General features: G+C 69.2%; 29 protein-coding genes. 1 reads left to right on the top strand and 28 read right to left on the bottom strand.

All coding sequences use genetic code 11. The annotated features are described in order from the left end of the window. Positions 1-62: 62 nt before the first annotated feature. The 23 genes from rplO to Q7F20_RS08935 all read right to left on the bottom strand — a co-directional run bounded on the left by rplO (position 63) and on the right by Q7F20_RS08935 (position 20,718). Positions 63-527 (bottom strand): 50S ribosomal protein L15, encoded by a 465-nt coding sequence (gene rplO, locus Q7F20_RS09045; RefSeq protein ID WP_022906356.1) that lies wholly within the window; start codon positions 525-527, stop codon positions 63-65. Beyond that, the gene (gene rpmD, locus Q7F20_RS09040; RefSeq protein WP_083513518.1) at positions 524-709 is read right to left on the bottom strand and encodes a 50S ribosomal protein L30; all 186 of its coding nucleotides are present in this window, start codon (positions 707-709) and stop codon (positions 524-526) included. The genes rplO and rpmD overlap by 4 nt, the downstream gene beginning before the upstream one ends. Then, entirely contained in the window at positions 709-1,467 is a 759-nt protein-coding gene (rpsE, locus tag Q7F20_RS09035) for a 30S ribosomal protein S5 (protein WP_370871647.1), read from the bottom strand. Before rpsE ends, rpmD begins: the two co-directional genes overlap by 1 nt. Before the next feature lie 5 nt (positions 1,468-1,472). Further along, positions 1,473-1,847 (bottom strand): 50S ribosomal protein L18, encoded by a 375-nt coding sequence (gene rplR, locus Q7F20_RS09030; protein WP_305739767.1) that lies wholly within the window; start codon positions 1,845-1,847, stop codon positions 1,473-1,475. Positions 1,848-1,849: 2 nt separating this feature from the next. After that, positions 1,850-2,386, bottom strand: coding sequence for a 50S ribosomal protein L6 (rplF, locus tag Q7F20_RS09025; RefSeq protein WP_031261772.1), 537 nt, complete (start codon positions 2,384-2,386; stop codon positions 1,850-1,852). A gap of 6 nt (positions 2,387-2,392) precedes the next feature. Next, on the bottom strand, positions 2,393-2,791 hold the full coding sequence (gene rpsH, locus Q7F20_RS09020) for a 30S ribosomal protein S8 (RefSeq protein ID WP_058725384.1): 399 nt from the start codon (positions 2,789-2,791) through the stop codon (positions 2,393-2,395). A gap of 153 nt (positions 2,792-2,944) precedes the next feature. Further along, the gene (rplE, locus tag Q7F20_RS09015) at positions 2,945-3,535 is read right to left on the bottom strand and encodes a 50S ribosomal protein L5 (RefSeq protein ID WP_305739764.1); all 591 of its coding nucleotides are present in this window, start codon (positions 3,533-3,535) and stop codon (positions 2,945-2,947) included. Further along, the gene (gene rplX / locus Q7F20_RS09010; RefSeq protein ID WP_175350943.1) at positions 3,535-3,894 is read right to left on the bottom strand and encodes a 50S ribosomal protein L24; all 360 of its coding nucleotides are present in this window, start codon (positions 3,892-3,894) and stop codon (positions 3,535-3,537) included. Before rplX ends, rplE begins: the two co-directional genes overlap by 1 nt. A 3-nt stretch (positions 3,895-3,897) precedes the next feature. Next, positions 3,898-4,266: a 50S ribosomal protein L14 gene (gene rplN, locus Q7F20_RS09005; protein ID WP_017885523.1), complete on the bottom strand. Its 369-nt coding sequence runs from the start codon at positions 4,264-4,266 to the stop codon at positions 3,898-3,900. 31 nt (positions 4,267-4,297) lie between these two features. Further along, complete coding sequence (rpsQ, locus tag Q7F20_RS09000) at positions 4,298-4,582, bottom strand: 30S ribosomal protein S17 (RefSeq protein WP_022906348.1); 285 nt, start codon at positions 4,580-4,582, stop codon at positions 4,298-4,300. Further along, positions 4,582-4,902 carry a 50S ribosomal protein L29 gene (gene rpmC / locus Q7F20_RS08995; protein WP_022906347.1) on the bottom strand — a complete coding sequence of 107 codons (321 nt, stop codon included), beginning with the start codon at positions 4,900-4,902 and terminating at the stop codon, positions 4,582-4,584. The genes rpsQ and rpmC overlap by 1 nt, the downstream gene beginning before the upstream one ends. Further along, complete coding sequence (rplP, locus tag Q7F20_RS08990) at positions 4,902-5,321, bottom strand: 50S ribosomal protein L16 (protein WP_022903279.1); 420 nt, start codon at positions 5,319-5,321, stop codon at positions 4,902-4,904. The genes rpmC and rplP overlap by 1 nt, the downstream gene beginning before the upstream one ends. A gap of 2 nt (positions 5,322-5,323) precedes the next feature. After that, entirely contained in the window at positions 5,324-6,121 is a 798-nt protein-coding gene (rpsC, locus tag Q7F20_RS08985) for a 30S ribosomal protein S3 (RefSeq protein WP_022906345.1), read from the bottom strand. Beyond that, positions 6,121-6,513: a 50S ribosomal protein L22 gene (rplV, locus tag Q7F20_RS08980; RefSeq protein WP_035809257.1), complete on the bottom strand. Its 393-nt coding sequence runs from the start codon at positions 6,511-6,513 to the stop codon at positions 6,121-6,123. Before rplV ends, rpsC begins: the two co-directional genes overlap by 1 nt. Before the next feature lie 25 nt (positions 6,514-6,538). Continuing rightward, positions 6,539-6,820 (bottom strand): 30S ribosomal protein S19, encoded by a 282-nt coding sequence (gene rpsS, locus Q7F20_RS08975; RefSeq protein ID WP_022906343.1) that lies wholly within the window; start codon positions 6,818-6,820, stop codon positions 6,539-6,541. Between the two features lie 11 nt (positions 6,821-6,831). After that, complete coding sequence (gene rplB / locus Q7F20_RS08970; protein ID WP_305739763.1) at positions 6,832-7,671, bottom strand: 50S ribosomal protein L2; 840 nt, start codon at positions 7,669-7,671, stop codon at positions 6,832-6,834. 18 nt (positions 7,672-7,689) lie between these two features. Further along, a complete protein-coding gene (gene rplW, locus Q7F20_RS08965; RefSeq protein WP_305739762.1) occupies positions 7,690-7,989 on the bottom strand; it encodes a 50S ribosomal protein L23 in 300 nt (99 codons plus the stop codon). Then, a complete protein-coding gene (gene rplD / locus Q7F20_RS08960) occupies positions 7,986-8,645 on the bottom strand; it encodes a 50S ribosomal protein L4 (protein WP_305739761.1) in 660 nt (219 codons plus the stop codon). Before rplD ends, rplW begins: the two co-directional genes overlap by 4 nt. Positions 8,646-8,647: 2 nt before the next feature. Continuing rightward, on the bottom strand, positions 8,648-9,301 hold the full coding sequence (gene rplC / locus Q7F20_RS08955) for a 50S ribosomal protein L3 (protein ID WP_022903285.1): 654 nt from the start codon (positions 9,299-9,301) through the stop codon (positions 8,648-8,650). Between the two features lie 13 nt (positions 9,302-9,314). Beyond that, positions 9,315-9,623 (bottom strand): 30S ribosomal protein S10, encoded by a 309-nt coding sequence (gene rpsJ / locus Q7F20_RS08950; RefSeq protein WP_022903286.1) that lies wholly within the window; start codon positions 9,621-9,623, stop codon positions 9,315-9,317. Positions 9,624-10,145: 522 nt separating this feature from the next. After that, positions 10,146-10,958: a DarT ssDNA thymidine ADP-ribosyltransferase family protein gene (locus Q7F20_RS08945; RefSeq protein ID WP_305739760.1), complete on the bottom strand. Its 813-nt coding sequence runs from the start codon at positions 10,956-10,958 to the stop codon at positions 10,146-10,148. 80 nt (positions 10,959-11,038) lie between these two features. Further along, positions 11,039-12,016: a DNA topoisomerase IB gene (locus Q7F20_RS08940; RefSeq protein ID WP_305739759.1), complete on the bottom strand. Its 978-nt coding sequence runs from the start codon at positions 12,014-12,016 to the stop codon at positions 11,039-11,041. Positions 12,017-12,111: 95 nt separating this feature from the next. Further along, positions 12,112-20,718, bottom strand: a complete 8,607-nt coding sequence (locus Q7F20_RS08935; protein ID WP_305739758.1) for a hypothetical protein — start codon at positions 20,716-20,718, stop codon at positions 12,112-12,114. 244 nt (positions 20,719-20,962) lie between these two features. Here Q7F20_RS08935 and Q7F20_RS08930 point away from each other — a divergent pair, with 244 nt between their 5' ends. After that, entirely contained in the window at positions 20,963-21,529 is a 567-nt protein-coding gene (locus tag Q7F20_RS08930) for a GNAT family N-acetyltransferase (RefSeq protein ID WP_305739757.1), read from the top strand. 51 nt (positions 21,530-21,580) lie between these two features. On the opposite strand, the gene Q7F20_RS08925 is transcribed toward Q7F20_RS08930, so the two are convergent. The 5 genes from Q7F20_RS08925 to rpsL all read right to left on the bottom strand — a co-directional run bounded on the left by Q7F20_RS08925 (position 21,581) and on the right by rpsL (position 26,389). Next, positions 21,581-21,838 carry an Rv0909 family putative TA system antitoxin gene (locus Q7F20_RS08925; protein ID WP_305739756.1) on the bottom strand — a complete coding sequence of 86 codons (258 nt, stop codon included), beginning with the start codon at positions 21,836-21,838 and terminating at the stop codon, positions 21,581-21,583. Between the two features lie 179 nt (positions 21,839-22,017). Then, the gene (tuf, locus tag Q7F20_RS08920) at positions 22,018-23,205 is read right to left on the bottom strand and encodes an elongation factor Tu (protein ID WP_305739755.1); all 1,188 of its coding nucleotides are present in this window, start codon (positions 23,203-23,205) and stop codon (positions 22,018-22,020) included. A 134-nt stretch (positions 23,206-23,339) separates the two neighbouring features. After that, the gene (fusA, locus tag Q7F20_RS08915) at positions 23,340-25,454 is read right to left on the bottom strand and encodes an elongation factor G (protein ID WP_305739754.1); all 2,115 of its coding nucleotides are present in this window, start codon (positions 25,452-25,454) and stop codon (positions 23,340-23,342) included. A 91-nt stretch (positions 25,455-25,545) separates the two neighbouring features. After that, a complete protein-coding gene (rpsG, locus tag Q7F20_RS08910; protein ID WP_022903294.1) occupies positions 25,546-26,016 on the bottom strand; it encodes a 30S ribosomal protein S7 in 471 nt (156 codons plus the stop codon). A gap of 4 nt (positions 26,017-26,020) precedes the next feature. Next, a complete protein-coding gene (gene rpsL / locus Q7F20_RS08905) occupies positions 26,021-26,389 on the bottom strand; it encodes a 30S ribosomal protein S12 (RefSeq protein WP_017885540.1) in 369 nt (122 codons plus the stop codon). Positions 26,390-26,707: the final 318 nt, after the last annotated feature.

Raw genomic sequence — 26,707 nt, 5'->3', positions numbered from 1 at the left:
CCACCCCCCCCCCCCCCCGCCCCCGGCCCCCCCCCCCCCCCCCCCGCCCCCCCCCGACGGGGTTACTGGGAGACGGTGCCGCCAGCAGCCGCGATCTTCTCGGCGGCGGACGCCGAGACCTTGTCGACCGAGACCGTGAGCTTCACGCTGATGTCACCCTGACCGAGAACCTTGACCTTCTCGTTCTTGCGGACGGCGCCCTTGGCGACCAGGTCCGCGACGGTGACGTCGCCACCGTTGGGGTAGAGCTCCGCGATCTTGTCCAGGTTCACGACCTGGTACTCGACGCGGAACGGGTTCTTGAACCCGCGGAGCTTCGGGGTGCGCATGTGCAGCGGCATCTGCCCACCCTCGAAGCCGACCTTGACCTGGTAACGAGCCTTCTGACCCTTGGTACCACGGCCGGCGGTCTTGCCCTTGGAGCCCTCACCACGACCGACGCGGGTGCGAGCCTTCTTGGCGCCCTCCGCCGGACGGAGGTGGTGCAGCTTCAGGACCTGCACGCGCTCGTTCTTCTCGTCGCTCATGCGTCGACCTCCTCGACCTTCACGAGGTGCGCGACCGTTGCGACGTACCCGCGGTTCTGGGAGTTGTCCTCACGCTCGACCGTCTGGCCGATGCGCTTGAGACCCAGGCTGCGGAGGGTGTCGCGCTGGTACTGCTTCTCGCTGATAACGGACTTCGTCTGCGTGATCTTCAGCGTCGCCATCACGCACCTGCCTTCTCGGACGCGGCACGCAGAGCGGCTGCCTCGGCCTGGAGCAGACGGGCCGGGACGACCCGGTCGACGTCGAGGCCACGACGGCTTGCGACGGCGCGGGGCTCCTCGAGCTGCTGCAGCGCCTCGACGGTCGCGTGCACGATGTTGATGGTGTTGGACGAACCGAGCGATTTGCTCAGGACGTCGTGGATGCCGGCGCACTCGAGCACGGCGCGGACCGGGCCACCGGCGATGACACCGGTACCGGCAGCGGCCGGACGGAGGAGCACGACGCCGGCAGCGGCCTCGCCCTGCACCGGGTGCGGGATCGTGTTGCCGACGCGCGGGACGCGGAAGAAGTTCTTCTTCGCTTCCTCGACGCCCTTCGAGATGGCGGTCGGGACCTCGCGGGCCTTGCCGTAGCCGACGCCCACCAGACCGTTGCCGTCACCGACGACGACGAGCGCGGTGAAGCTGAAGCGACGACCACCCTTGACGACCTTGGAGACGCGGTTGATGGTCACGACGCGCTCGAGGAACTGGCTGTCGCCGCCACGACCGTTGCGGTCGTTGCCACGGCCGCCGCCCTGCTGACGGTCGCGACCGCCACCACGGCGGCCACGGTTGTCAGCGGAGTCGCGGTTGTTCGATGCCGAACCCGCAGCGGTCTCGACGGGGCGCTCGACGACCGGGGTCTCGGGCTCCTTGGCCGCGGGGGCCGTGGTGCTCGTGGCCTCGACGTTGGCGTCTTCGTTCGTGTTCGCGATGTCGCTCACAGGTTCAGCCCTCCTTCACGGGCACCATCGGCGATCGCGGCGACGCGACCGGCGTACTTGCTACCACCGCGGTCGAAGACCACGGCCTCGACGCCAGCGGCCTTCGCGCGCTCGGCGAGGAGTTCGCCGACACGACGGGCCTTGGCGGTCTTGTCGCCGTCGAACGCGCGGAGGTCGGCCTCCATCGTCGACGCGCTGGCCAGCGTGTGGCCCTTGGCGTCGTCGATGACCTGCACGAACACGTGACGCGCGGAACGGGTGACAGCGAGACGCGGACGGGCCTCGGTGCCGGTGATCTTCTTGCGGAGGCGGTTGTGACGGCGCGCCTTGGCGGCCGACTTGCTCTTGCCTCGTGTCTTGAGGAGACCCATGATCACTTACCTGACTTTCCGGCCTTGCGGCGCACGATCTCGCCGGCGTAGCGGACACCCTTGCCCTTGTAGGGCTCGGGCTTGCGCAGCTTGCGGATGTTTGCAGCGACCTCGCCGACGGACTGCTTGTCGATGCCGTTGACGGTCAGCTTGTTGTTGCCCTCGACGGCGAAGCTGATGCCCGCGGGCGGCTCGACCGTGATCGGGTGGGAGTAGCCGAGCGCGAACTCGACGTTGTTGCCCTTCGCCTGCACGCGGTAACCGGTGCCGACGACCTCGAGGCCCTTGGAGTAGCCCTGGGTCACGCCGACGATGTTGTTCGCGATGAGGGTCCGGGTCAGGCCGTGCAGCGCACGCGAGCTGCGCTCGTCGTCCGGACGGGTGACGAGGACCTGGTTCTCCTCGACCTTGGCCTGGATGGGCTCGGCGACGACGAGCGCGAGCTCGCCCTTCGGGCCCTTGACCGCGACGTTCTGGCCGTCGATGGAGACGGTCACGCCAGCGGGGATGTCAATGGGGAGACGTCCGATACGAGACATTGTCGATCACCACACGTAGGCGAGGACTTCCCCACCCACGCCCTTCTGCTCGGCTTCACGGTCGGTGAGCAGTCCCGAGGAGGTCGAGAGGATCGCCACGCCGAGGCCACCGAGGACCTGGGGGATCTCCGTCGACTTCGCGTAGACCCGGAGACCGGGCTTCGAGACGCGCTTGATGCCGGCGATCGAACGCTCGCGCTCGGGGCCGTACTTGAGGTCGATCGTGAGGGTCTGGCCCACGCGGGCGTCCTCGATCTTCCACTCGCTGATGTAGCCCTCGCGCTTGAGGATCTCAGCGATGTTCTTCTTCAGCTTGGAGCTGGGAAGCGAGACGGCGTCGTGGTGCGCCGAGTTCGCGTTCCGCAATCTGGTCAGCATGTCTGCGACCGGATCGGTCATCGTCATGATGGTCGTCCATTCTTCGCCTGGTTTCGACACCCGTTCCACGAATGCCGACCTGAGCGATCGGGTGACCCGGGGGCGGTTCCCCTGGATCGGTGTGTTCGTGCGTGCGGGCCGGAGGACGTGAATCCTCCGGCCCGCACCGCCCGAAGTATCTTAGACCGTCTGCTCGGCAGAACGGAACGGGAACCCGAGCTGGCGGAGCAGCGCGCGGCCCTCGTCGTCCGACTTCGCGGTGGTCACGACGGTGATGTCGAAGCCACGCACGCGGTCGATGCGGTCCTGGTCGATCTCGTGGAACACGGACTGCTCCGTGAGACCGAACGTGTAGTTGCCGTTCCCGTCGAACTGCTTGTCGCTGAGACCGCGGAAGTCGCGGATCCGGGGCAGTGCGAGGGAGATCAGGCGGTCGAGGAACTCCCAGGCGCGGTCACCACGGAGGGTGACGTGCGCACCGATCGCCTGACCCTCGCGCAGCTTGAACTGCGCGATGGACTTGCGAGCGATGTTGACCTGGGGCTTCTGACCCGTGATCGCCGTGAGGTCCTTGATGGCCCCCTCGATGATCTTCGAGTCGCGAGCGGCCTCACCGACACCGGTGTTCACGACGACCTTGACCAGGCCGGGGACCTGGTTGACGTTCGCGTACCCGAACTGCTCGGTGAGGGCAGCCTTGATCTCGTTCTTGTACTTCTGCTTGAGGCGCGGCTCGACCTTGGTCGCCGGCGCGGCAGTCGTGTCGGTCATCAGAGCTTCTCACCCGACTTCTTGGCGTAGCGGACGCGGACGGTCTTCTTGACGCCGTCCTTCTCCACCTCTTCGTTGCGGAAACCGACGCGGGTCGGCTTCTTGGTCTTCGGGTCGACGATGGCGACGTTCGACACGTGGATCGGAGCCTCGTGCTGCTCGATGCCGCCGGTCTTCGAACCGCGCTGGGTCTGGCCGACGCGGACGTGCTTCGTGACGAAGTTCACGCCCTCGACGACGACGCGCTCCTGGTCGCGGAGCACCTCGATGACCTTGCCCTGCTTGCCGCGGTCGCCGCCACGCTCCTGCGTGGCACCCGTGATGACCTCGACGAGGTCACCCTTCTTGATGTTCGCCATGGCTTACAGCACCTCCGGCGCGAGCGAGATGATCTTCATGAACTTCTTGTCACGGAGCTCACGACCGACCGGACCGAAGATGCGCGTACCGCGCGGGTCGCCGTCGGCCTTGAGGATCACTGCCGCGTTCTCGTCGAACTTGATGTAGGAGCCGTCCTGACGACGGGTCTCCTTCTTGGTGCGAACGATGACCGCCTTGACGACGTCACCCTTCTTCACGTTGCCGCCGGGGATGGCGTCCTTCACCGTGGCGACGATGACGTCACCGAGACCGGCGTAGCGACGACCCGAGCCACCGAGCACGCGGATGGTCAAGATCTCCTTGGCACCCGTGTTGTCGGCGACCTTGAGGCGGGATTCCTGCTGAATCACTGCTGTCTCCTATTCCGAAGCAGGCCGGGGCCTACTTGGCCTTCTCGAGGATCTCGACCAGGCGCCAGCGCTTGGAAGCGCTGAGGGGACGGGTCTCGCTGATCACGACGAGGTCGCCGACACCGGCGGTGCCGAGCTCGTCGTGGGCCTTCACCTTGGACGTGCGACGGATGATCTTGCCGTAGAGCGCGTGCTTCACGCGGTCCTCGACCTCGACCACGATGGTCTTGTCCATCTTGTCGCTCGTGACGTAGCCACGACGCGTCTTGCGGTAGCCGCGAGCGGAGGCGGCGGAGGTCTTCTCTTCGTTCGCCATTACTTCTCCTCGGCGGTCTCGGCCTCGGCCGACTCAGCCGGCTTCTCAGCCTTCTTGGTCGTCTTCTTGGCCTTGGGGGCGGTCTCGACGGGCGCGGGGGTGGCACGGATGCCGAGCTCGCGCTCGCGGAGGACGGTGTAGATGCGAGCGATGTCGCGCTTGACGGCACGGAGACGACCGTGGCTCTCCAGCTGGCCGGTGGCCGACTGGAAGCGGAGGTTGAAGAGCTCCTCCTTGGCCTTCTTCAGTTCGTCAGCAAGACGCTCGTTCTCGAACGTGTCGAGCTCCGTCGGACGGAGCTCCTTGGAACCGATCGCCATTATGCGTCGCCCTCCTCGCGCTTGATGATGCGTGCCTTGAGGGGCAGCTTGTGGATTGCACGGGTCAGCGCCTCACGGGCGATGTCCTCGTTGACGCCGGAGAGCTCGAAGAGCACACGACCCGGCTTGACGTTGGCGACCCACCACTCGGGGGAACCCTTACCGGAACCCATGCGGGTCTCGGCGGGCTTCTTCGTGAGCGGACGGTCCGGGTAGATGTTGATCCACACCTTGCCGCCACGCTTGATGTGACGCGTCATGGCGATACGAGCGGACTCGATCTGACGGTTGGTCACGTAAGCGGGCGTCAGCGCCTGGATGCCGAAGTCACCGAACGACACCTTCGTGCCACCGGTGGCCTGGCCCGAACGCTTCGGGTGGTGCTGCTTGCGGTGCTTGACTCGACGGGGAATAAGCATGGTTACGCCTCAACTCCTGCGCCGGCCGGCGCGTCCTGCGGGGCCTGCTGCTGACGGCCGCCACGGTCGCCGCCACGGCGGTCGCCGCGCTCGCCACGGGGGCCGCCACGACGCTCCGGGCGCGACGAACGCTGGTTCGCCTGCTCGCGAGCGAGCTCCTTGTTCGTGATGTCGCCCTTGTAGATCCAGACCTTCACGCCGATGCGGCCGAACGTGGTCCGGGCCTCGTAGAAGCCGTAGTCGATGTTCGCGCGGAGCGTGTGCAGGGGCACGCGGCCCTCGCGGTAGAACTCCGAGCGCGACATCTCGGCGCCGCCGAGACGACCCGACACCTGGATGCGGACACCCTTGGCGCCGGCGCGCTGTGCACCCTGCAGGCCCTTGCGCATGGCGCGACGGAACGCGACACGAGCGGAGAGCTGCTCGGCGATGCCCTGCGCGACGAGCTGGGCCTCGGTCTCGGGGTTCTTGACCTCGAGGATGTTGAGCTGGATCTGCTTCTTGGTGAGCTTCTCCAGCTCGCCGCGGACGCGCTCCGCCTCGGCGCCACGGCGACCGATGACGATGCCCGGACGCGCGGTGTGGATGTCCACGCGGACGCGGTCACGGGTGCGCTCGAGCTCGATGCGGGCGACGCCGGCACGGTCGAGGGTCTTCTTCAGGTACTCGCGCACCTTGATGTCCTCGGCCACGTAGTCGGCGTAGCGCTGACCCGGCTTCGTGCTGTCGGTGAACCAGTGCGAGACGTGGTCCGTCGTGATCCCGAGACGGAAGCCGTACGGGTTGACCTTCTGGCCCATTACTTGCTCGCCTTCTTGCTCGTCGCGGCAACCTCGGCCTCATCCGGCGTCGCGAGGACGACCGTGATGTGGCTGGTGCGCTTGTTGATGCGGAAGGCGCGGCCCTGGGCGCGCGGCTGGAACCGCTTCAGGGTCGTGCCTTCGTCGACGAAGACGCGGCTCACGTAGAGGTCGCGCTCGTCGAGGAAGCTGTTCGTCGAGTCCGCCTTGACCCGTGCGTTCGCGATCGCCGAGGCGACCAGCTTGTACACGGGCTCCGAAGCGCCCTGGGGGGCGAACTTCAGGATGGCGAGGGCCTCGTGGGCCTGCTTGCCGCGGATCAGCTCGATGACGCGACGGGCCTTCTGAGGCGTGACGCGGATGTGTCGCACGCGTGCGATCGACTCCACCATTTCGTTCCTCCTCTGCGTCGCCGCCTTAGCGGCGACGGCCCTTCTTGTCGTCCTTCACGTGACCACGGAAGGTGCGGGTCGGCGCGAACTCGCCGAGCTTGTGACCGACCATCGACTCGGTGACGAACACCGGGATGTGCTTGCGGCCGTCGTGCACGGCGATCGTGTGCCCGAGCATGTTCGGGATGATCATCGAGCGACGCGACCAGGTGCGGATCACGTTCTTGGTGTTGGCCTCGTTCTGCGTGACGACCTTGCGGAGCAGGTGCTCGTCGACGAAGGGGCCCTTCTTCAGACTGCGTGGCATCTTCTGAACTCCTACTTGCGCTTCTTGCCGGCGTTACGGCGACGGACGATGAGCTTGTCGCTCGGCTTGTTCGGCTTGCGCGTGCGACCCTCGGCCTGACCCCACGGGCTGACCGGGTGACGGCCACCGGAGGTCTTGCCCTCACCACCACCGTGCGGGTGGTCGACCGGGTTCATCGCGACACCACGCACGGTCGGGCGGACGCCCTTCCAGCGCATGCGGCCGGCCTTGCCCCAGTTGATGTTCGACTGCTCGGCGTTGCCGACCTCGCCGATCGTGGCGCGGCAGCGGGCGTCGACGTTGCGGACCTCGCCCGACGGCAGACGGAGCTGCGCGTAGGGGCCGTCCTTCGCGACGAGACGCACCGAGGCGCCGGCCGAACGCGCGAGCTTGGCGCCGCCGCCGGGGCGGAGCTCGATCGCGTGCACGACGGTACCCACCGGGATGTTGCGCAGCGGCAGGTTGTTGCCCGGCTTGATGTCCGCGCCGGGGCCCTGCTCGATGACGTCGCCCTGCTTGAGCTTGTTCGGCGCGATGATGTAGCGCTTCGTGCCGTCCACGTAGTGCAGGAGCGCGATGCGCGCCGTGCGGTTCGGGTCGTACTCGATGTGCGCGACCTTGGCGTCGATGCCGTCCTTGTCGTGACGACGGAAGTCGATCACGCGGTACTGACGCTTGTGGCCACCACCGATGTGACGGGTGGTGATGCGGCCGGAGCTGTTGCGGCCACCGGTCTTCGGCAGCGGACGAAGCAGCGACTTCTCCGGCGTCGAACGGGTGATCTCAGCGAAGTCGGCGACCGACGAGCCGCGACGACCAGGGGTCGTCGGCTTGTAGTTACGAATAGCCATGATTTATCCCTCTGGTCCCTAGCCGACAGCCGTGAAGATGTCGATCGAACCGGACTTGAGCGTCACGATGGCGCGCTTGGTGTCCTTGCGCTTGCCGGTGCCGAAACGCGTGCGACGGGTCTTGCCCGGACGGTTCAGCGTGTTGATGCTCGCGACCTTGACGTCGAAGATCTTCTCGATGGCGAGCTTGATCTCGGTCTTGTTCGAACGGGGGTCCACGATGAACGTGTACTTGCCCTGGTCGATCAGGCCGTAGCTCTTCTCCGAGACGACCGGCGAGATGATGATGTCGCGCGGGTCCTTGTTGAAGCCGCTCATGCGGAGATCTCCTTCGCGGTCTTCGACGCGATGAAGGCGTCGAGTGCGCTCTTGCTGAAGACGAGCGCGTCGGCCTTGAGCACGTCGTAGGCGTTGAGCTGGCCGTACGAGAGCGCGTGGACGTTCGGCAGGTTGCGGATCGACTTGAGCGTGAGCTCGTCGTCCTGCTCGAGCACGACGAGCACGTTCTTGACGGGCGCGACCTTCTCGATGAGCGTGCGGGCGGTCTTGGTCGACGGCACCTCGGCCGCGACGAAGCCCTCCACAGCGGAGATGCGGCCACCGCGGGCGCGGTCCGAGAGCGAGCCGAGCAGAGCAGCGGCGATCATCTTCTTCGGGGTGCGCTGCGAGTAGTCGCGCGGGGTCGGTCCGTGGACGACGCCACCGCCGGTGTGCTCCGGAGCGCGGACCGAACCCTGACGGGAGCGGCCGGTGCCCTTCTGCTTGAACGGCTTGCGACCGGCACCGCGGACCTCGCCGCGGTTCTTGGTCTTGTGGGTGCCCTGACGCGCGGCGGCGAGCTGCGCGGTGACGACCTGGTGGATCAGCGGGACGTTGGTCTCGACGTCGAAGAGCTCGGCGGGGAGCTCCACGGTGCCGGACTTGACACCCGATGCGTCGAGGACGTCGATCGTGGTTGCGGTCGTGGTGGCCATGATCACTTACCCTTCACGGCGGTGCGGACGAAGACGGAGCGACCGCGAGCACCGGGGACCGCGCCCTTGACGAGCAGCAGACCCTTCTCGGCGTCGACGGCGTGCACCGTGAGGTTGAGGACGGTCACGCGCTCGCCACCCATGCGACCGGCCATGCGCATGCCCTTGAAGACACGCGACGGGGTCGACGAAGCACCGATCGAACCGGGCTTGCGGTGGTTGCGGTGGGCACCGTGCGAAGCGGACACACCGGCGAAGCCGTGGCGCTTCATGACACCGGCGAAGCCCTTGCCCTTGGAGGTGCCGACGACGTCGACCTTCTGGCCCGCCTCGAACGTGTCGACGGTGAGCTCCTGGCCGAGCGTGTACTCAGCGGAGTCGTTGGTGCGGATCTCCGTGAGGGTGCGGCGCGGGGTGACCCCGGCTGCCTCGAAGTGGCCGGCGGCCGGCTTGTTGACCTTGCGCGGGTCGATCGCACCGGCGGCGATCTGGATCGCCTCGTAGCCGTCGCGCTCGACGTTGCGGATCTGGGTGACCACGTTCGGGCCGACCTCGATCACGGTGACGGGGATGAACTTGTTGTTCTCGTCCCACACCTGGGTCATCCCGAGCTTCTTGCCGAGGAGGCCCTTGACGGTCTTGGTTGAGTTCGCCATCAGTCCAGCCCCCTTACAGCTTGATCTCGATGTTGACGTCGGCCGGGAGGTCGAGTCGCATGAGCGAGTCGACGGCCTTCGGCGTCGGGTCGACGATGTCGATGACCCGCTTGTGCGTGCGCTTCTCGAAGTGCTCGCGCGAGTCCTTGTACTTGTGGGGAGAACGGATCACGGTGACCACGTTCTTCTCGGTGGGGAGCGGCACCGGGCCGACCACGGTCGCACCGGCACGGGTCACCGTGTCGACGATCTTCCGGGCCGACGTGTCGATGACCTCGTGGTCGTACGACTTGAGCCGGATGCGGATCTTCTGTCCCGCCATGTGTCTCTTTGTCCTCTCTGCGCCGCGCACCCTCGGGCCGCCTGACGCCGCCGTCACCGTGCATTCCTGCAGGGCTTGGCTGTTTTCCTGAACCAACCGGCCGCATCCGCTGGGGATGACCGCTGTTCTCCTGTCAACCGCGCGGGCGACCTGGGCCGTCCAGCGTGGGCATGTCGCTTCCCCCACGCTCCGGGCACAGCAGTGCTCGCAGCGCTTCGGAGGGGATTCGATCGTGTTCTGCTGCCTGCGGCCCAACCCAGCCCTGCTGAACAAGGGGGTTGTGCACTGCCAGAGCAGTGATCCTGCGGGCGCGAGCGCCCTGCGGAATTCGGAACCGGACAAGTCTCGCATAGGCACGGCATCCGTGCAACCCGGGCGTGTCGCGATCCACGGGCGTGTCGCGCACCGCCCGCTTCCCCGGAACCACGGGGATCGGAGGGCCAGGAGGCGCGGCTCGCCCCCGACACGCAGCATGCCCTCCGGAGCCGGTCCGGAGGGCATGTGACGACGCTGCGGGAAGCGCTAGTCGGCGACGACCGGCGGCACGAACCACGGCGGGAAGACCGCCACGCGAGGAGCGTGTCCGCCGTGGTCCTTGAGGACCGCCTTGACGGTCTGCCGGACGCGGTCGTTCGGTACGCCGATGACCGCGACGGAGGAGAACGGCACGCTCGGCCCGGCGAGCAGCTCGAGGCCGAGCATCTCCGGGTCCGTGAAGTCCGTCCGACGGATGAGGTTGGTCGCGGCCTCGGGTCCGACCGCGAACCGGACGTCCTCGGCGTCGGCGTCCTGGTCGGCGACGATGACCGACGCACCGAAGGCCGACACCGGGACGACGAGCATGATGTACTCCGTCGCCCGGGTCCGGCGAGCCGCGTCGGACCACCGGTCGCCCTCGGCACCGGTGCGCAGCTCGTCCCAGCGCGTGGCGTCGGGCGACAGCGTGAACGGGACGTGCGCGGCGACCGGGGAGCCGTCGGGCGCGACGGCCTCGGCCCGGGCGGCGCGAGCGGCGGCGGAGGAGACGTCGACCACCGGCGTCACGGAGTCCGACGCGCGGATCGCGCCGGATCCGACGATGTCGTCGAGGTTGTCCACGTGCGTCACGTGGTGGGCGCGGAGCGTGGCGAAGTCGCGGGCTTCGGGCAGGTCGGGCACCGGCGAACGCAGCGAGGACGCGGGGGTGGCGGCCTGGCCGGGCACGCTCCGGAGCGAGGTGGTGATCCGGGTACGGCGCGGGGAGGGGGTGGTGGGGGTCGCTGCGGCCTCGCGCTGTCGCGGGGCGCAGATGTCGCAGAGCTCGGTGGGGAAACCGTGGATGCACTCGTCAGTCACGACTGGTGGGGTCCTTCCGTGCCCGGGTGGGGGTGTTCGGGCACGAGGTCCAACGGTACGTCATCGCGGCACCTTCCCGGTCACTGCCGGTAGAGCAGTGCGCGGACCTCGGACTCGGCCGCGTGCGTGCGCTCGGGGTCGATGGTCTCGCCGTGGTCGTAGGCGTCGAGCAACCGCGGGTCGATGTAGCTCTGCCGGCACACCGTGGGCGTGTTGCCGAGCTCCTCGCTCGCGACCTTCACGGCGTGCGAGACCGCCTTCTTCCGCTTCGCCGCGGACGACTGCGGCCCGGTCAGTGCGAGGTCGACCGCCGCGGCCACGGTGCCGTGCAGCGTGCGGAAGTCCTTCGCGGTGAACTCGTCGCCGGCTCGTTCCTTGACGTACTCGTTGATGTCCTCGGCGGAGAGGGGCTCCCACTCGGCGCCGCGGCGCTCTCGGAACGCGAGCAACCGGGCGTTCGGGCCGCGCCGCTTCATCCCGGCGATGACGGTCGCGAGGTCGGGGTCGTGGATCGAGGACGACCACTCCTGGCCGCTCTTGCCCGGGAAGTCGAGTTCGATGTCGTCGCCCGAGACGTGGGCGTGCGCGCACAGCAGGGTGGACAGCCCGCGACTGCCGTGCTCCGTGGCGTACCGCTCGGACCCGACCCGCAGGGACCCCTGGTCGAGCATCCGGAAGGCCGCCGCCAGGGCACGCTGCTTGTCCGGCTCCGGCCGACGGAGGTCGATGGTGACCCCGCGACGCGCGACCGGCAGGGACTCGGCGAGCGCCAGTGCGCGGTCGTACTTGATCCGGTCCATCCGCTCGCGCCAACCGGGGTGGTACATGTACTGCCGTCGCCCCGCGCCGTCGATGCCGGTCGCCAGGATGTGCCCGTTGTCGTAGGGCGAGATCCAGACGTCGGTCCACGCGGGCGGGATGACGAGGTCCTCGAGGCGCTGCCGCACCGCGTCGTCGGTGACGGTGGCGCCGTCCGGGTCGCGGTAGGAGAATCCACGTCCGCTGCGGACGCGGTGGTAGCCGCGACCGTTGGTCGCGGAGCGGCGGAGACGGGTCACGCTCTCGATGCAACTCGCCACCGCCTGTGACCCGGCCCGGCGACGGACCGGAGGCGCGTGGCGGGGCCGACCCGCGCCTCCCGTCCGTCAGGTGGTCACGCTCGGCGACGTCGGCGCGTCACCAGCAGGACGCCACCGGCTGCCATCGCGAGGAGCGCGATCAGCGCACCGATCCCGAGGCCGGCCGCACCCGTGAAGGCGAGCTCGTCCGCCGACTCCGGCGCCGCGCGCACCGGCGCCGGGTCGCTGGCACGCATCGGGTCCGTGGGGCTGGCCGAACCCGCGGCCGGCACCACCTGCGTCGTCGGCGACGTGACCGTGGCGACGTTCGTGAGTCGGTCCGGCGCGTCGGACGCGACCTTCGCCGTGATCTGGAACGCGACCTTCCCGTCGACCGCGAGCGGATCGGTCAGGGTGCAGGTGACGGTCTGACCGGTGGTGCACGTCGCCGCCTTCGCGTCGTTCACGCTCACCAGGGTGAGGCCGGCCGGCAGGCGGTCGGTGACCACCACGGGACCCGGGTCCTCGGTGGGACCGGCGTTGCGCACCGTGACGGTGTAGCCGACGGTCTCGCCGCGGACGAGCTGCCCCGTGTGCGTCTTCGTCACGGACAAGCTCGACGCGGGGTCGACCGCGAGCTCGTCCGAGTCGTCGTTGTCGGCCAGCGTCGTCTCGGTCGTGCTCGTCGCCACGGTCGCGCTCGGCTGCACGCCCGGGTACGCGGCAGCCGTCGGCGTCTGGTGCACGGTGATGACGGGCGCGAGCGAACCCGCGGGCAGCGTGCCCGCGAGGGCGAAGGACACCGTGGTCGAGCCGTCGGCGTTCTTCGTGACCGACGTGACGGTCCAGGCGGGGTCGGCCTCGGTCCCGACGTAGGTCAGGCCCTTCGGCAGCGTGTACGTCGCGGTGACCGCCGCGGCGTCGGAGAGGCCGACGTTCCGGACCTGGATCGCCTCGGGCAGGTCCTTGCCGATCACCGCGGTGCCGGTGTGCCCGATCGTGACGGCCACGTTCGCCACCTCGTCGACGTCGAGCGGGCTCGTCACCGGCTGGTCGGTCGTCCCGACCGGCGGCGTGGTGCCCTGCCGGGTGATGACCGCGCGGTTCTCGACGGTGCCGCCGGTGTGGCCGGACGCGAGCTTCGTGGTGATCCACAGACCGGGAGCGTCCGTCCCGGCGACGATCGTCGTCGGGAGCGAGCACGTGACGAGCGTCCGGTCGGTGGTGCCGTCGCACGCCCAGACGGCACCGTCGCTCGACGCTCCCGTGAACGTGAGCCCGTCGGGCAGCTGGTCGGTGACGACCGTGGTGGGCTGTTCGTCGGACGGGCCCTCGTTGCGGACCTGCAGGAGCCAGACCTGCTCCGCCCCCGCGGTGACGCGCTTCGCGGCGGTCGTCGAGCCGACCTTCGCGACCGGGGTCTTCGTCAGCCCGAGCGCAGCGTGCGTCGTCACCGTGACGTCGTCACCGGCGGTGTCGTCCGTCGGGTCCGTGTCGGGCGTCGCGCTCGACACGACCGCGGTGTTGCGGAGCGTCCCGGCCGGGGTACCGGACGCGATCGACGCGGTCACGTGGAACACGGTGGTCCCACCGTTCGCGACGACGCCGGTCGACCAGGTGCTCGGGTCCGCGCCCTGCTCCCAGGCCGTGTCGTCCGTCGTGACCGTCGTGACCGTCATCCCGGCGGGCGGAGTGTCGGTCCACGTGACGTCCTGCGCGTCGGAGGGGCCGTCGTTCCGCACGGTGACGTCGTAGGTGACGGTCGTGCCGGCGTCGGCGGTCGGGGCGCTCGTGCGCTGCTTCTCGATCGACAGGTCGGCGTGCGTGGTGACGTCGACGGTCGCCTCGTCGTGCGCGGTCGGGCCGGTGGCCGTGACCGGTGCCGCGGTCGCGGTGTTGACGATCGACGATCCGCGGAAGGAGGCGGGCACGTGCACGGTCAGGACGATCGTGTTCGGGTCGGTGGCACCCGCCGCGATCCCGTCCGCGCTCGTCAGCGTCAGCACACCGTCCTCGTTCGACTCGAGGGTCCAGTGCTGCAGGGTGGCCGCGGTCAGCGCACGGAACTCCACGCCGGCCGGCAGGGTGTCCTGCACGCGGACGCTCGGCGAGGTGCCGTCGCCCGCGGGCAGGTCGGACGGCCCGGTCGGGTTCGCGACGGTGATCGTGTAGGTGACGTCCTTCCCGGCGTCGACCGTCTCGACGTCCGCGGTCTTCGTCACCGACAGCTCGGCCGTCTGGGTGGCGTCGCTGCGGCCCTGCGCCTCTGCGGTCGCCGCGTTGTCCGCGGTCACCACGGCGGTGTTCAGCAGTGCGCCGGACATCGACGACGGGGTCGTCACCGTGATGGTGAAGGTCGTGCTCTTCCCGGCGCCCAGGGTGCCGTCGAGCACGCAGGTCACGTCGTCCCCGTCGGTCGCGGGCGCGGTGCAGGTCCAGGCGCCGTCCGTCTGGGTGATCGTGCCCGCTGCGTCGGCCGGGCCGTCGGCGCGGAGCCGGGTGCCGGACTCGAGCGTGTCGGCGACGCGGACCGTGCGTGCGTCGGCCGCTCCGGTGTTGGTGACCCGGATCGTCCAGTCCGCGGACTCGCCGGCGACCAGCGTCGCGCGCTCGGTCGCATCGGGTGCCGTCTGGGCGGCCGAGCCGAAGGCCTTGGCGATCGTCAGCGAGGTCGTGTCGTCCACGGCGGTGGTCGCCTCCGCGTCGTCGTTCGACGAGGTCGGGTCGGTCGTCCGCGTCGGGTCCACCGCGACGGCCGCGGTGTTCACGATCGACTGCGAGGCGGTGACGTCCGGGTGCACCGTCGCAGTGACCGTGATCGCGCCGGCGGTGGTGCCGTTCGCGAGGCCGTCACGCGTGCAGGTCACGGTGTCGTCGTCCGTCTCACAGGTCCACGCGGGGTCGCTCGACGTGGCGCCGACGAGTGTCACGGTGCCGGGCAGCGTGTCCGTCACGGTCACCGTGCCGCGTGCGTCCGAGACGCTCCGGGTCGACGGGTCGGCGCGGTTCTCGACGGAGAGGTTCCACGAGATCGTGCGGCCGGCCTGCACCTTCCCGGACGGGCCGGTCTTCGTGATCGCGAGGTCGGCGATCGCGACCGGGGTCACGCTCGCGCTGTCACTGTCGTTCCCGCTCCTCGGGTCGAACGTCTGGCCTGTGCCCTGGTGGATCGTGGCGGTGTTCCGGATCGCCGTGAGCGGCGCGTTCGCCGGCAGGGCCAGCGCGACGTCGAGCTCGGGGAACGAGTCGCCCTGCGAGACCGTGGCACCGTTGACGCAGGACCACGTGCCGTCGTCCGGCGTGCAGGTCCAGCCGCTGCCCGTGAAGGCCAGCGTCGCGCCGGTGGGCAGACCCGTCGGCGCGTCCACGACGGTCGTGCCGTGCGCGGCGTCCGGGCCCTCGTTGGTCACACGGATCGTCCAGGCCTTCGGCATGGTGGCTCCGGCGACGACCTCCGCCGTCGTGGCGGTCTTCGTCAGGGCGAGGTCGGCCGCCGCGATCCGAGCGGTCGCGGTTGCGTCGTCACCACCGCCCGGGTACGAGACGAAGGAGCCCTTCGCGGATCCGGTGCCGCCCGATGCGCTCGTCACCGTCGCCGTCACGTGGTTCGTGTGGGCGACCGAGGTCCCGGCACCGGGGTCCGTCGTCGCACCGGCACCGGGGACGGCACGGTAGTGCAGCACGAGCGACCGGTCGGCACCGAGCGCGCCGAGGTCGGCCCACGTGAGCGTGGTCCCGCCGCCGCTCCGCGTCGGGTCGGCCACGGCAGTGGCGGCGCCACCGTCGCGCGCGAGGGTCGCGCTCGCGGACACGTACGACCAGTTCGCGGGCAGGACGTCCTGCACCCGCACCGACGCGGCAGCGCTCCCGGTGTTGGTGAACGTCACGCTGAAGTCCGAGGCGACGCCCACGTAGGACAGGCCACCGATCGTGTCGTTCGACTTCGTGACGGCCACGCGCGGGAAGGACGGCGTGACGCTCGCGCTCGCCCGCGCCGCGGCGTAGTCCGCCCCACCCGAGGCCAGGGAGTGGTACACGCCGGTCGACGCCGTGTTCACCAGCGGGCTGCCGGAGAGGGTGGCGTCCTCGGCGAGCTTCGCCGTGTAGGTGTGGGTCACCGTCGCGCCGGCGCCGATGACCGCCGTCGGCCAGGTGATCCGCCCGCCGCCGCAGTCCGTGTCGGACGTGATCTCCGCGCCGTCGGCGGTGAGGGACGCCCGGTCGACCGTGATGCCGTCCGGCACGCAGTCGGTGACCGGGGTGCCGTAGGCCGGCGAGCCCGAGTTCGTCACGGTGACCCGGTAGGTGATCGTCTGGCCCGGCTCGACGTTCATCGTCGTGGACGTCTGGGAGCCCACCGTCGCGGTCTTCGCGATCGCGAGCGACGGCGCGACGACGCTGCCGTTCGCAGCGTTCGACGTGACCGATGCGTCGGTCGGTGCCGCGCCCTTGCTCGTCCGGTTCCAGGCGAGCGCGGCGGTGTTCGCGAGCCCGGTGCCCGCGGCCTGGTCGGTGCCGACGCGCACCGGGATCGACGTGGTGATCGTCACCGGGTGGTCGATGCCGGTCGGGATGTCCGACAGTCGGACGACGACCGAGGCGCCGTCGACCGACGGGGACGCGGTCACGGTGTCGTCGGAGCTCGTCACGGTCGGCGTGCCCGTCGCGGCGGTGCCGGAGGGCAGGGCGTCCGTGATCCGGGCGTCGTACAGCGCCACGTTCGCCGGGATGGTGGTCGTGATCGTGTACGTCGCACCGTCGCCGGGGCGGACCTGCAGTGCGGCGGTGCCGGACGGGTCCGTGCTGGTGGTGCCGGTCGACGCCCCGGTGGCCGGGTTCCACGTCGGTGCCGTCAGCCGCTTCGTGACGGTGGGGCCGCTCACGGTGACGTCGTCGGTGTCGCTCGCCAGTTGCACGTACGAGCTGTTCGCCGTCGCGTAGTCGGTCGTGAGGCTCGACGCCAGCACACGGGCGGTGTTCCGGTAGGTCTGGCCGGCGGGCGCGTCCTGCTTCACCGTCGCGACGACGGTGATGGTGGCGGAGGCGCCGGCGGCGAGCACGCCGTCGCTGGTCGCGCTCCAGACGTGCAGCGTCGTGCCGGTCGGGCAGCTGCCGAACGCCGCACGCTGCGCGTCGGTGGGGGCGGTCTCGGCCGCCGAGCTCGACGTGAGCGTCAGGGCGTCCGGGAAGCAGTCGCCGACGAGGGTGGACCGGGCGTCCGCGCCCGTGGCCGTGTTCGTCGTCTTGAGGGTCCAGGTGACGGTGTCGCCGCCGGCGACCGTCCGGCCACCGAGGTCGTCCGACTTGTCGATCGCGACGGCCGGCGCCCGCACGGTCAGCGTCTTCGACGCGACGGCCGTGTAGGCCGTGCTGCCGGCGGGCTTCGAGGTGAAGGTGGCCGTGTTCTTCGGAGCCGCGGTCGTGAAGCCGGTGCCGTCCGACGCCGGGTACGTCCCGACGCCCGCGGTCGCGCGGAGACCGGTGACGACGACCTCGAACTTCGCCGGCGCGCCGGTCGTGTTGTCGAAGGTGGCGGGGAAGAGGACGGCGCCGGCACCGTTGGCGTTGCCCGTCCCGGTGAGCGTGAAGGTCTGTCCGCCGTACGTCCCGGTGACGTCGGTGCCCTGCGCGCTCGCCGGCACCGTGATGGTCGTCGCGTCAGGGAAGGTGAGGGTCCACGAGGTGGACTGGGTCCGACCGACCCCCGTGGGCAACGGGTCGGTGAAGGTCGCGTTCGCGGCGCTCGTGCGGTCCGCGATCGTCGCCGAGTACTTGTAGCCGAGCGTCTGGCCGGGGGCGGCAGTGTCACCGGACAGGTTCGTCAGGGTCGAGTCGGCGACCGCCGCGCCCGACTTCGCCACCGCGACACCGGGGATCGCGAGCGGGCGGTTCGCGTCGGCCTGCGGTGCGGCGCCCTGACCGGCCGCCGGAGTGGAGGCGGCGGTGGCGTTCGCGCCGCGCTTCGGGATCCACGTGGTCGTGGCACCGGAGTCCGTCGCGGTCGTGAAGGAGACGACGGAGGCGAAGTTCTGGAAGCTGGTCCCGACGTAGCCGGGCGTCGGGGTCTGGACGTCGTAGGTCAGGCTCTTCGTCGCGCTCGCGGCGATCGTCGGGATCGTCCAGGTGAGGTACTGCACGCCCGCGAACTTCGTCGCGGCACCGGTGGGGGCCGCACCGCAGGCGCCGCCTTCGGAGATGTTCGTGACCATCGCGCAGGTCACCTTCGACGGCAGGGCGTCCCAGACGGTGACGCTGCCGATGGCCGAGGTCGTCCCGGAGGCCGGGGTGTTGCCGACGTTCAGTCGGTAGCCGAGCACCTGCCCCTCCGTGGTGGTGGTGGGGTTGGACACCGTGGCGCCGTCCGCCGTGACGATGTCCTTCGCGAGCGTCGCGGTCGGGGTTCCGGCGACCGCGTAGCCGACCGAGGCCCGCAGGCTCGTCACGGAGCCCTTCGTGTTCTGCTGCGCGAACTTCATGAGGTTGTCGACGAGGTCGACCTTCGTGCTGCTCGACCCCTGCGTACTGATGGTCGCCGCCACGTAGAGGACGAGGCGCACGGCCTGCCCGTCACCGTCGACGTAGGTGCCGTTCGCACCGGACATGGTGTGCCCGACGGCGAACGACGCCGTCGTCGCGCTCGAGGACGTCAGCTTCACGTCCGAGGCAGGGACGGAGCTCTCCGATCCGTAGGTCCAGTCGGTTCCCTCCGCCCAGGTCGCGCCCGCGGCCCTGGTGCCGACCGGGAGCATGTCGGAGATCGTCGCGTTGCGGCTCTGCACGCCGGCCGGGAAGTCGACCTGCAGCCGGAAGCAGACGACGTCGCCGAGCTGGAAGGGGGCCGTCGGGGTGGTCGTCTGGTACCCGGTGCGGTTCGTCGCCGTGCAGTCGGCGGACGTCCGCACGCCGTCACTCGAGGCGCGCGGCAGCACCGACTTCGTGATGCTCGGGGAGTTCGACGCGATCGTCGCCGCGGAGTCGTCGACGACCGCCGTGGACCCGGTGTCGCCGTGGACGCCCGTCGAGGTCCCGGCGATCCGGACCCTGTTGGTGAAGTCGTCACCAGCGGCGGTCGGGCCGCCCGAGCCGGTGACCGAGTACTGGTTCCGCATGAGCGCCTTGTACGAGACCGTGACCGAGCCGTCGGCGGCCTGGTCCGCGACGTGGAAGGTCATCGTGAACGTGCCCGCCGCCGCGTCGTAGGCGACCTGGTCGACGGTGCCGTTCGTCATCTGCTGGTCCAACGCCCCGACGGAGTTCGGGTCGCAGTCCGCCGGGAAGGTACCGGTGGTCTTCGTCCCGGCGGGGAACGCCGGGCAGAGGCCGTCCGGGATGGTGTCGGTCAGCGTGATCCCGGCGGACGACTCGTACTCGCTCGTGCGGATCCCGAGCGAGTACGTCGCCTGCTGTCCTGCGGCGAAGGCGTCACGGTCCGCGGGCGTGGTCACCGACTTCGCCACGGCGAGGTCCATCGCCTCGACGGTCATCGACGTGGTCGAGCTCTGGGCCGACGTCGCGGTCCCGCCGACCGCGCCGGTGTAGGTACCGGCAGCGGTGACGGTGTTCGTCTGGCCACGACCGTTCGACGTGGTGTCCGAGGTGTTCTGCCGGGTCGATGCGCCGGTGTTGTTGTCGAGGTTCGCCGTACTGGCCAGCGCCGCCGAGGTCGGAGCCGCGGGCGTCCCGCTGCCGGTGGTGAACGTCATGGTGTTCTCGCGCAGCGGCACCGCGGCGAGGTACTGGATCGTCACCGGCGCGTTCGTCAGCTGCCCGAGGTTCCACACGACCTGCGTGAAGACGGCGGTCCCCTTGCCGGGCACGTTGTTCACGGTCGTGACGCTCTGCGGCGTGCGGCAGTTCGCGGGCGTCAGCGTCCCCGTCGCCTTCGCCGCGGTCGCTGCCGTGAGGTCGGGCGCACCCGCGTACTCCGGCCCCGTGGTCGTGTTGTCGACCGCACCGCACTGCAGGAACTCGAGTCCGGCCGGCAGGTAGTCCGTGACGGTCACGCCGTTGCTCGGCGCGGTCGAGGTGTTCTGCACGGTCAGCGTGTAGACGGTCGGGTGGTCGTGGACGCCGCGCACCAGCTCGTTCTCCGGGCTGGCCTCGGCCTTCGTGACCGTGATCGCGGCGATCGCGGTGGTCGTCGACACCGCGCTGGCGGCGTTCGTCGCGTTCGTCGCCGGCGCACCGGTCGTCGGGTCGAACGTCGGCACGTTCCGGGCGTTGCCGCTGCCCGCGACCTGGACCGTCCCGGCGAACGACGAACCCACCGGGTAGGCCGTCGTCGACGGCTGGACCTGGAAGGTGATCGACTTCGCGTCACCTGCGACGAGGTCGGACACGTTCGAGAAGACCAGGAGCAGGCCGCCTGCCGTCGGGGTGCTCGTGGTCGGGTCCGGCAGCGCGACACCGGACGCCTTCGCCGTACCCGCGACGTAGGTCATTCCTGCAGGCAGCAGGTAGGAGTACCCGATGTTGTAGAGGGGCGTTCCACCCGACGCCGGCGTGCTGTTCGTCGCGGTGAGCGTGACGTTCACCGGGTCGCCGCTCAGCACCGTGGCAGGGGTCTTCGCCGTCACCGTCACCACCGAGTCCGCCGCCGCGGGCTGCGCGACCGCCAGGACCGCGAGGAGTCCGGCGAGGAGCGCCGTCACGACGAGCATCGCCAGGGCGCGCGGACGGGCGGGGAACAGGGCAGGACGCATCGGGTGTGCTCTCGGGTCGTCGTCGGGCGACGTCGAGCACAGCGCGACGATGCGTCACCGTCCGGGCAGGGATCCCTCGGCGCGCATGCGTGGGTGTTCGGGTCACCACGCAAGGCCGGGTCGGCCTCGCGACTCCACGGTATCGAGACGCGGGAAACCGCAACAACACCCCGAGCGGGGTACATCGCGTCCCGCCTTGTGGGGACAAGTGCACCCGGGGATCGCGCAGGTCTACGCTGCCGCCATGTCGTCGTACACCGTGCGTCCGCTGGACGCGTCCACGTGGGACGCCTTCGACGAGCTCTGCCGCACCAGCGACGGCTTCCCCAGCGGATGCTTCTGCATCGGCTTCCACGACGAGGGTCCGACACGGGACGCCGCGTCCAACCGCGAGCGCAAGTACGCACGCGTCCTCGCCGGCACCACCCACGCGGCACTCGTCCTGGACGGCGACCAGTGCGTCGGCTGGTGCCAGTTCGGACCGGTCGCCGAGGTGGTCCGCATCAAGAACCGCCGTGAGTACGAGCGCGACCAGGTCGGTCCTGGCCCCGCCTGGCGGATCGGCTGCAACTACGTCCGCGCCGGCCACCGGCGACAGGGCGTCGCCACCGAGGCGCTCCGCGGCGCGCTCGCCCTCATCGCTGCCGCCGGGGGCGGGACCGTCGAGGGGTACCCGGAACCCGCCGGAGCCGTGCCGGCCGGGTTCCTGTTCCACGGGGCGCTCTCGACGTTCGAACGGTTCGGGTTCACCCGCGAGCGCGCGATCGGCAAGCACCGGTGGGTCGTCACCAAGACGGTCGAGCCCGCCTGACACACGAAGGGAGGCGCTGCGCACGTCGTGCACAGCGCCTCCCTCGAGTTCTCACTCGCCGTTGTTGCCGATCTTGTCGTCGAGGTCCTGCGCCGTCTTGTCGATCTGCTCGTCGAACCTGCCGCCCGTGACCTTCTTGATGCCGTCCGCGAGCCCGTGGATGATCTTGTCGGAGACCTCCTCGGCCTTGTCGCTCTTCAGCGCCTCCTCGATCTTGTCCTTGTTCTCGTCGACGAACGCCTTCGCGCGATCGGTGACCTCCTCCGCCTTGGCGGAGACGTTCTTCTGGATGTCGTCGAAGCCGGCCATGCTGCCTCCCTACCGACCGGAGGTGGCCCGGCCGCTCGATGGCCGGTCGATCCGGCCGCTCCGCCCACATGGTGCTCCGATCAGCACGGTCTGTCCGGAGAACGCAGGAGAACTCCGGGAAAACGGAAAGCGGGGCCGGACCCGAAGGTCCGACCCCGCTGACGCGTGGGTAACCGGAGTTACTTGACGATCTCCTCGACCGTACCGGCGCCGACCGTACGACCACCCTCACGGATGGCGAAACGGAGACCCGGCTCCATGGCGATCGGCTGGATCAGCTCGACGGCCATCGACACGGTGTCGCCGGGCATGACCATCTCGGTGCCCTCGGGCAGCGTGATGACGCCGGTGACGTCCGTGGTGCGGAAGTAGAACTGCGGACGGTAGTTCGCGTAGAACGGGTTGTGACGCCCGCCCTCTTCCTTGGTCAGGATGTAGGCGTTCGCCTTGAACTCGGTGTGCGGCGTGACCGAACCCGGCTTCACGACGACCTGGCCGCGCTCCACGTCCTCGCGCTTGAGGCCACGGATGAGCAGACCGGTGTTGTCACCGGCCTCGGCCTTGTCGAGCAGCTTGCGGAACATCTCGATGCCCGTGACCGTGGTCTTCTGCGTCGGGCGGATGCCGACGATCTCGACCTCGGAGTTGAGGTCGAGCGTGCCACGCTCGACGCGACCGGTGACGACGGTGCCACGACCGGTGATCGTGAAGACGTCCTCGATCGGCATGAGGAAGGGCTGGTCGGTGGCACGCACCGGGTCCGGCACGTTCTCGTCGACGGCGGCCATCAGGTCCTGGACGGACTTGACCCACTTCTCGTCGCCCTCGAGCGCCTTGAGCGCCGAGACCTGCACGACGGGGGCGTCCTCGTCGAACTCCTGCGAGCCGAGGAGCTCGCGGACCTCGAGCTCGACGAGCTCCAGGATCTCCTCGTCGTCCACCATGTCGGACTTGTTCAGCGCGACGACGATGTAGGGGACGCCGACCTGGCGGGCGAGCAGCACGTGCTCACGCGTCTGGGGCATCGGACCGTCGGTGGCGGCGACCACGAGGATCGCGCCGTCCATCTGCGCCGCACCCGTGATCATGTTCTTCACGTAGTCAGCGTGACCAGGAGCGTCGACGTGCGCGTAGTGGCGCTTGTCGGTCTGGTACTCGACGTGCGAGATGTTGATCGTGATGCCGCGCTCGCGCTCCTCGGGAGCGTTGTCGATCTGAGCGAAGTCACGGGCCTCGTTGAGGTCCGGGTACTGGTCGTGCAGAACCTTGGTGATCGCCGCCGTGAGCGTGGTCTTGCCGTGGTCGACGTGACCGATGGTTCCGATGTTGACGTGCGGCTTGGTCCGCTCGAACTTGGCCTTGGCCACTGTGGGTCCTCCTCAGGACTCGGAGAGCATGCCCCCGGTTCGTGAACCGTTGGCGTGCAGTGTGTGTCTTTACTGTACTTGGTGGCGAGGGGCCCGTCGCCGGGCACCCCCGCCTGTGGAGAGACGCTGGAGCGTCACTCCCCCGCGTTCTTCGCGATGATCTCCTCGGCGACCTTGGCCGGGACCTGGCTGTAGGTCTCGAAGGTCATCGAGTAGACCGCACGACCAGAGGTCTTCGACCGCAGGTCGCCGACGTAGCCGAACATCTCGGACAGCGGCACGCTCGCGCGGACCACCTTGACGCCCGAGGCGTCCTCCATCGAGGCGATCTGGCCACGACGGGAGTTCAGGTCACCGATGACGTCGCCCATGTACTCCTCCGGAGTACGGACCTCGACGGCCATGATCGGCTCGAGGATCGCCGGACCGGCCTTGCGGGCCGCTTCCTTGTAGGCGATCGAACCGGCGATCTTGAACGCCATCTCGGACGAGTCGACGTCGTGCGCCGCGCCGTCCTTGAGGATGGCCTTCACGCCGACGGTCGGGTACCCGGCAAGGATGCCGACCTGCATGGCGTCCTGGATACCGGCGTCGACCGACGGGATGTACTCACGCGGGACGCGACCACCGGTGACGGCGTTCTCGAACTCGTAGACCTTCTCGGCCGTGACTTCCATCGGCTCGAGGGCGATCTGCACCTTCGCGAACTGGCCGGAACCACCGGTCTGCTTCTTGTGCGTGTAGTCGTAGCGCTCGACGACCTTGGTCAGGGTCTCGCGGTAGGCCACCTGGGGCTTGCCGACCGACGCCTCGACCTTGAACTCGCGCTTCATGCGGTCGACGAGGATGTCGAGGTGGAGCTCGCCCATGCCCTTGATCGTCGTCTGACCGGTCTCGGCGTTGAGCTCGACGCGGAACGTCGGGTCCTCTTCGGCGAGCTTCTGGATGGCCGTGGAGAGCTTCTCCTGGTCGGCCTTCGTGTTCGGCTCGATGGCGACCTCGATGACCGGCTCCGGGAACGTCATCGACTCGAGGACGACCTGGTCCGACGGGTCGCACAGGGTGTCACCGGTGGTGGTGTCCTTGAGACCGATGACCGCGTAGATGTGGCCGGCGGTCACGTTGTCGACCGGGTTCTCCTTGTTGGAGTGCATCTGGAAGATCTTCCCGATGCGCTCCTTCTTGCCCTTGGTCGAGTTGATGACCTGGGCACCCGACTCGATCGAGCCCGAGTAGACGCGGACGTAGGTGAGACGACCGAAGAAGGGGTGCACCGCGACCTTGAACGCGAGGGCCGAGAACGGCTCCGACGCGTCGGGCTTGCGGATGATCTCCTTCTCCTCGTCCTTGACGTCGTGGCCGATCATCGGCGGCACGTCGAGCGGGGACGGGAGGTAGTCGATGACGGCGTCGAGCATCGGCTGGACACCGCGGTTCTTGAAGGCCGAGCCGCACAGGACGGGGTAGACCTCGGAAGCGATCGTGAGCTTGCGGATCGCAGCCTTGATCTCGTCCTTGGTGAGCTCCTCGCCGCCGAAGTACTTCTCGAGCAGGGCGTCGTCGGTCTCGGCGACACGCTCGATCAGCTTCGCGCGGTACTCCTCCGCACGGTCCTTGAGGTCCGCGGGGATCTCCTGGACCTCGTACTGGGCGCCCATGGTGACATCACCCTTGGCGTCGCCCGGCCAGACCTTGGCGTGCATCTCGATGAGGTCGACGATCCCGACGAAGTCGTTCTCGGCGCCGATCGGGAGCTGGAGCACGAGCGGCTCCGCGCCGAGGCGGTTGACGATGGTGTCGACCGTGAAGTAGAAGTCGGCGCCCAGCTTGTCCATCTTGTTGACGAAGCAGATGCGCGGGACGTCGTACTTGTCGGCCTGACGCCACACGGTCTCGGACTGGGGCTCGACGCCCTCCTTGCCGTCGAAGACGGCGACCGCACCGTCGAGGACGCGGAGCGAACGCTCCACCTCGACCGTGAAGTCCACGTGACCGGGGGTGTCGATGATGTTGATCTGGTTGTTGTCCCAGAAGCAGGTCGTCGCGGCCGACGTGATCGTGATGCCGCGCTCCTGCTCCTGCGCCATCCAGTCCATCGTGGCAGCGCCGTCGTGGACCTCACCGATCTTGTGCGTGATGCCCGTGTAGAACAGGATGCGCTCGGTCGTCGTGGTCTTGCCGGCATCGATGTGCGCCATGATGCCGATGTTGCGGACCTTGTTCAGGTCGGTGAGCACGTCCTGTGCCACAGGGTTCCTCCGGAAGAGTTGTAGGAGAGATGGGCGTCCGTTCCGGGGCGCCGGGGTTCTTGGCCGCCGACGCCCCGGAACGGTGCCGGGACTACCAGCGGTAGTGGGCGAAGGCCTTGTTCGACTCGGCCATCTTGTGCGTGTCCTCGCGGCGCTTGACCGCGGCACCGAGACCGTTCGACGCGTCGAGGATCTCGTTCATGAGACGCTCGGTCATCGTCTTCTCGCGACGGGCCTTGGCGTACGAGGTGAGCCAGCGGAGCGCGAGGGTGTTCGCGCGGTGCGGCTTGACCTCGACCGGGACCTGGTAGGTCGAGCCACCGACGCGGCGGCTGCGGACCTCGAGGGTCGGACGGACGTTGTCGAGCGCCTTCTTGAGCGTCGCGACGGCGTCCTGCTGGTTCTTGGCGGAAACGCCTTCGAGGGCACCGTAGACGATGCGCTCGGCGAGGCCCTTCTTGCCGTCGAGCAGGATCTTGTTCACGAGCTGCGAGACGATCGGTGCGCCGTAGACCGGGTCTGCGACGACGGGACGCTTGGGGGCGGGACCCTTACGAGGCATTGGCTCAACCCTTCTTCGCGCCGTAGCGGCTACGCGCCTGCTTACGGTTCTTCACGGCCTGCGTGTCGAGCGCACCGCGGATGATCTTGTAGCGGACACCGGGGAGGTCCTTCACACGACCGCCGCGCACGAGCACCATCGAGTGCTCCTGGAGGTTGTGGCCCTCACCGGGGATGTAGGCCGTGACCTCGGTGCCGTTCGAGAGCTTGACACGAGCGACCTTGCGCAGTGCCGAGTTCGGCTTCTTCGGGGTGGTGGTGTAGACGCGGGTGCACACACCACGCTGCTGGGGGTTCGCCTTGAGGGCGGGCGCCTTGGTCTTGGTGACCTTGGGCGTACGACCCTTGCGAACCAGCTGCTGAATAGTAGGCAACTGTTCTCCTGGTTCTTCGCTCGTGTTCTCCGGCCGGCGCGGACCGCCGGCTTCCTCGTCCCACGCTGAGCACCGCCTGACGGCGGATGACGAGAGGGGGACGGAGTGTTCCGGCCGACCGTTGGTCGGACCGGACTTTTCGGGCACGCCCGAAGGCGCACACCCGGAAGAGATTACCCGCGTAACCCGGCGAAATCAATCCGGGCGCGTCGCCCTGGAGGCGCGTGCCGAGCGCCCTGGGCGAACACGCGTCGCGCGGGTGGTCGCGCGGGGCGCGGGGCGCTCCGCCGGGCGGGTGCGGTGGGCCGGACACGCCGC

It is taken from the genome of Curtobacterium sp. A7_M15, assembly GCF_030705415.1.
Lineage (GTDB): Bacteria > Actinomycetota > Actinomycetes > Actinomycetales > Microbacteriaceae > Curtobacterium.
Note: the sequence above shows the minus strand (reverse complement) of the source record. Positions and strands in the feature narration are given on the sequence as shown.

Excerpts from the sequence above, each read along its gene's own strand:
- rplO (WP_022906356.1), bottom strand. The coding sequence starts at position 527 with ATGAGCGACGAGAAGAACGAGCGCGTGCAGGTCCTGAAGCTGCACCAC.
- rpmD (WP_083513518.1), bottom strand. The coding sequence starts at position 709 with ATGGCGACGCTGAAGATCACGCAGACGAAGTCCGTTATCAGCGAGAAG.
- rplR (WP_305739767.1), bottom strand. The coding sequence starts at position 1,847 with ATGGGTCTCCTCAAGACACGAGGCAAGAGCAAGTCGGCCGCCAAGGCG.
- rplF (WP_031261772.1), bottom strand. The coding sequence starts at position 2,386 with ATGTCTCGTATCGGACGTCTCCCCATTGACATCCCCGCTGGCGTGACC.
- rpsH (WP_058725384.1), bottom strand. The coding sequence starts at position 2,791 with ATGACGATGACCGATCCGGTCGCAGACATGCTGACCAGATTGCGGAAC.
- rplE (WP_305739764.1), bottom strand. The coding sequence starts at position 3,535 with ATGACCGACACGACTGCCGCGCCGGCGACCAAGGTCGAGCCGCGCCTC.
- rplX (WP_175350943.1), bottom strand. The coding sequence starts at position 3,894 with ATGGCGAACATCAAGAAGGGTGACCTCGTCGAGGTCATCACGGGTGCC.
- rpsQ (WP_022906348.1), bottom strand. The coding sequence starts at position 4,582 with ATGGCGAACGAAGAGAAGACCTCCGCCGCCTCCGCTCGCGGCTACCGC.
- rpmC (WP_022906347.1), bottom strand. The coding sequence starts at position 4,902 with ATGGCGATCGGTTCCAAGGAGCTCCGTCCGACGGAGCTCGACACGTTC.
- rplP (WP_022903279.1), bottom strand. The coding sequence starts at position 5,321 with ATGCTTATTCCCCGTCGAGTCAAGCACCGCAAGCAGCACCACCCGAAG.
- rpsC (WP_022906345.1), bottom strand. The coding sequence starts at position 6,121 with ATGGGCCAGAAGGTCAACCCGTACGGCTTCCGTCTCGGGATCACGACG.
- rplV (WP_035809257.1), bottom strand. The coding sequence starts at position 6,513 with ATGGTGGAGTCGATCGCACGCGTGCGACACATCCGCGTCACGCCTCAG.
- rpsS (WP_022906343.1), bottom strand. The coding sequence starts at position 6,820 with ATGCCACGCAGTCTGAAGAAGGGCCCCTTCGTCGACGAGCACCTGCTC.
- rplB (WP_305739763.1), bottom strand. The coding sequence starts at position 7,671 with ATGGCTATTCGTAACTACAAGCCGACGACCCCTGGTCGTCGCGGCTCG.
- rplW (WP_305739762.1), bottom strand. The coding sequence starts at position 7,989 with ATGAGCGGCTTCAACAAGGACCCGCGCGACATCATCATCTCGCCGGTC.
- rplD (WP_305739761.1), bottom strand. The coding sequence starts at position 8,645 with ATGGCCACCACGACCGCAACCACGATCGACGTCCTCGACGCATCGGGT.
- rplC (WP_022903285.1), bottom strand. The coding sequence starts at position 9,301 with ATGGCGAACTCAACCAAGACCGTCAAGGGCCTCCTCGGCAAGAAGCTC.
- rpsJ (WP_022903286.1), bottom strand. The coding sequence starts at position 9,623 with ATGGCGGGACAGAAGATCCGCATCCGGCTCAAGTCGTACGACCACGAG.
- Q7F20_RS08935 (WP_305739758.1), bottom strand. The coding sequence starts at position 20,718 with ATGCGTCCTGCCCTGTTCCCCGCCCGTCCGCGCGCCCTGGCGATGCTC.
- Q7F20_RS08930 (WP_305739757.1), top strand. The coding sequence starts at position 20,963 with ATGTCGTCGTACACCGTGCGTCCGCTGGACGCGTCCACGTGGGACGCC.
- Q7F20_RS08925 (WP_305739756.1), bottom strand. The coding sequence starts at position 21,838 with ATGGCCGGCTTCGACGACATCCAGAAGAACGTCTCCGCCAAGGCGGAG.
- rpsG (WP_022903294.1), bottom strand. The coding sequence starts at position 26,016 with ATGCCTCGTAAGGGTCCCGCCCCCAAGCGTCCCGTCGTCGCAGACCCG.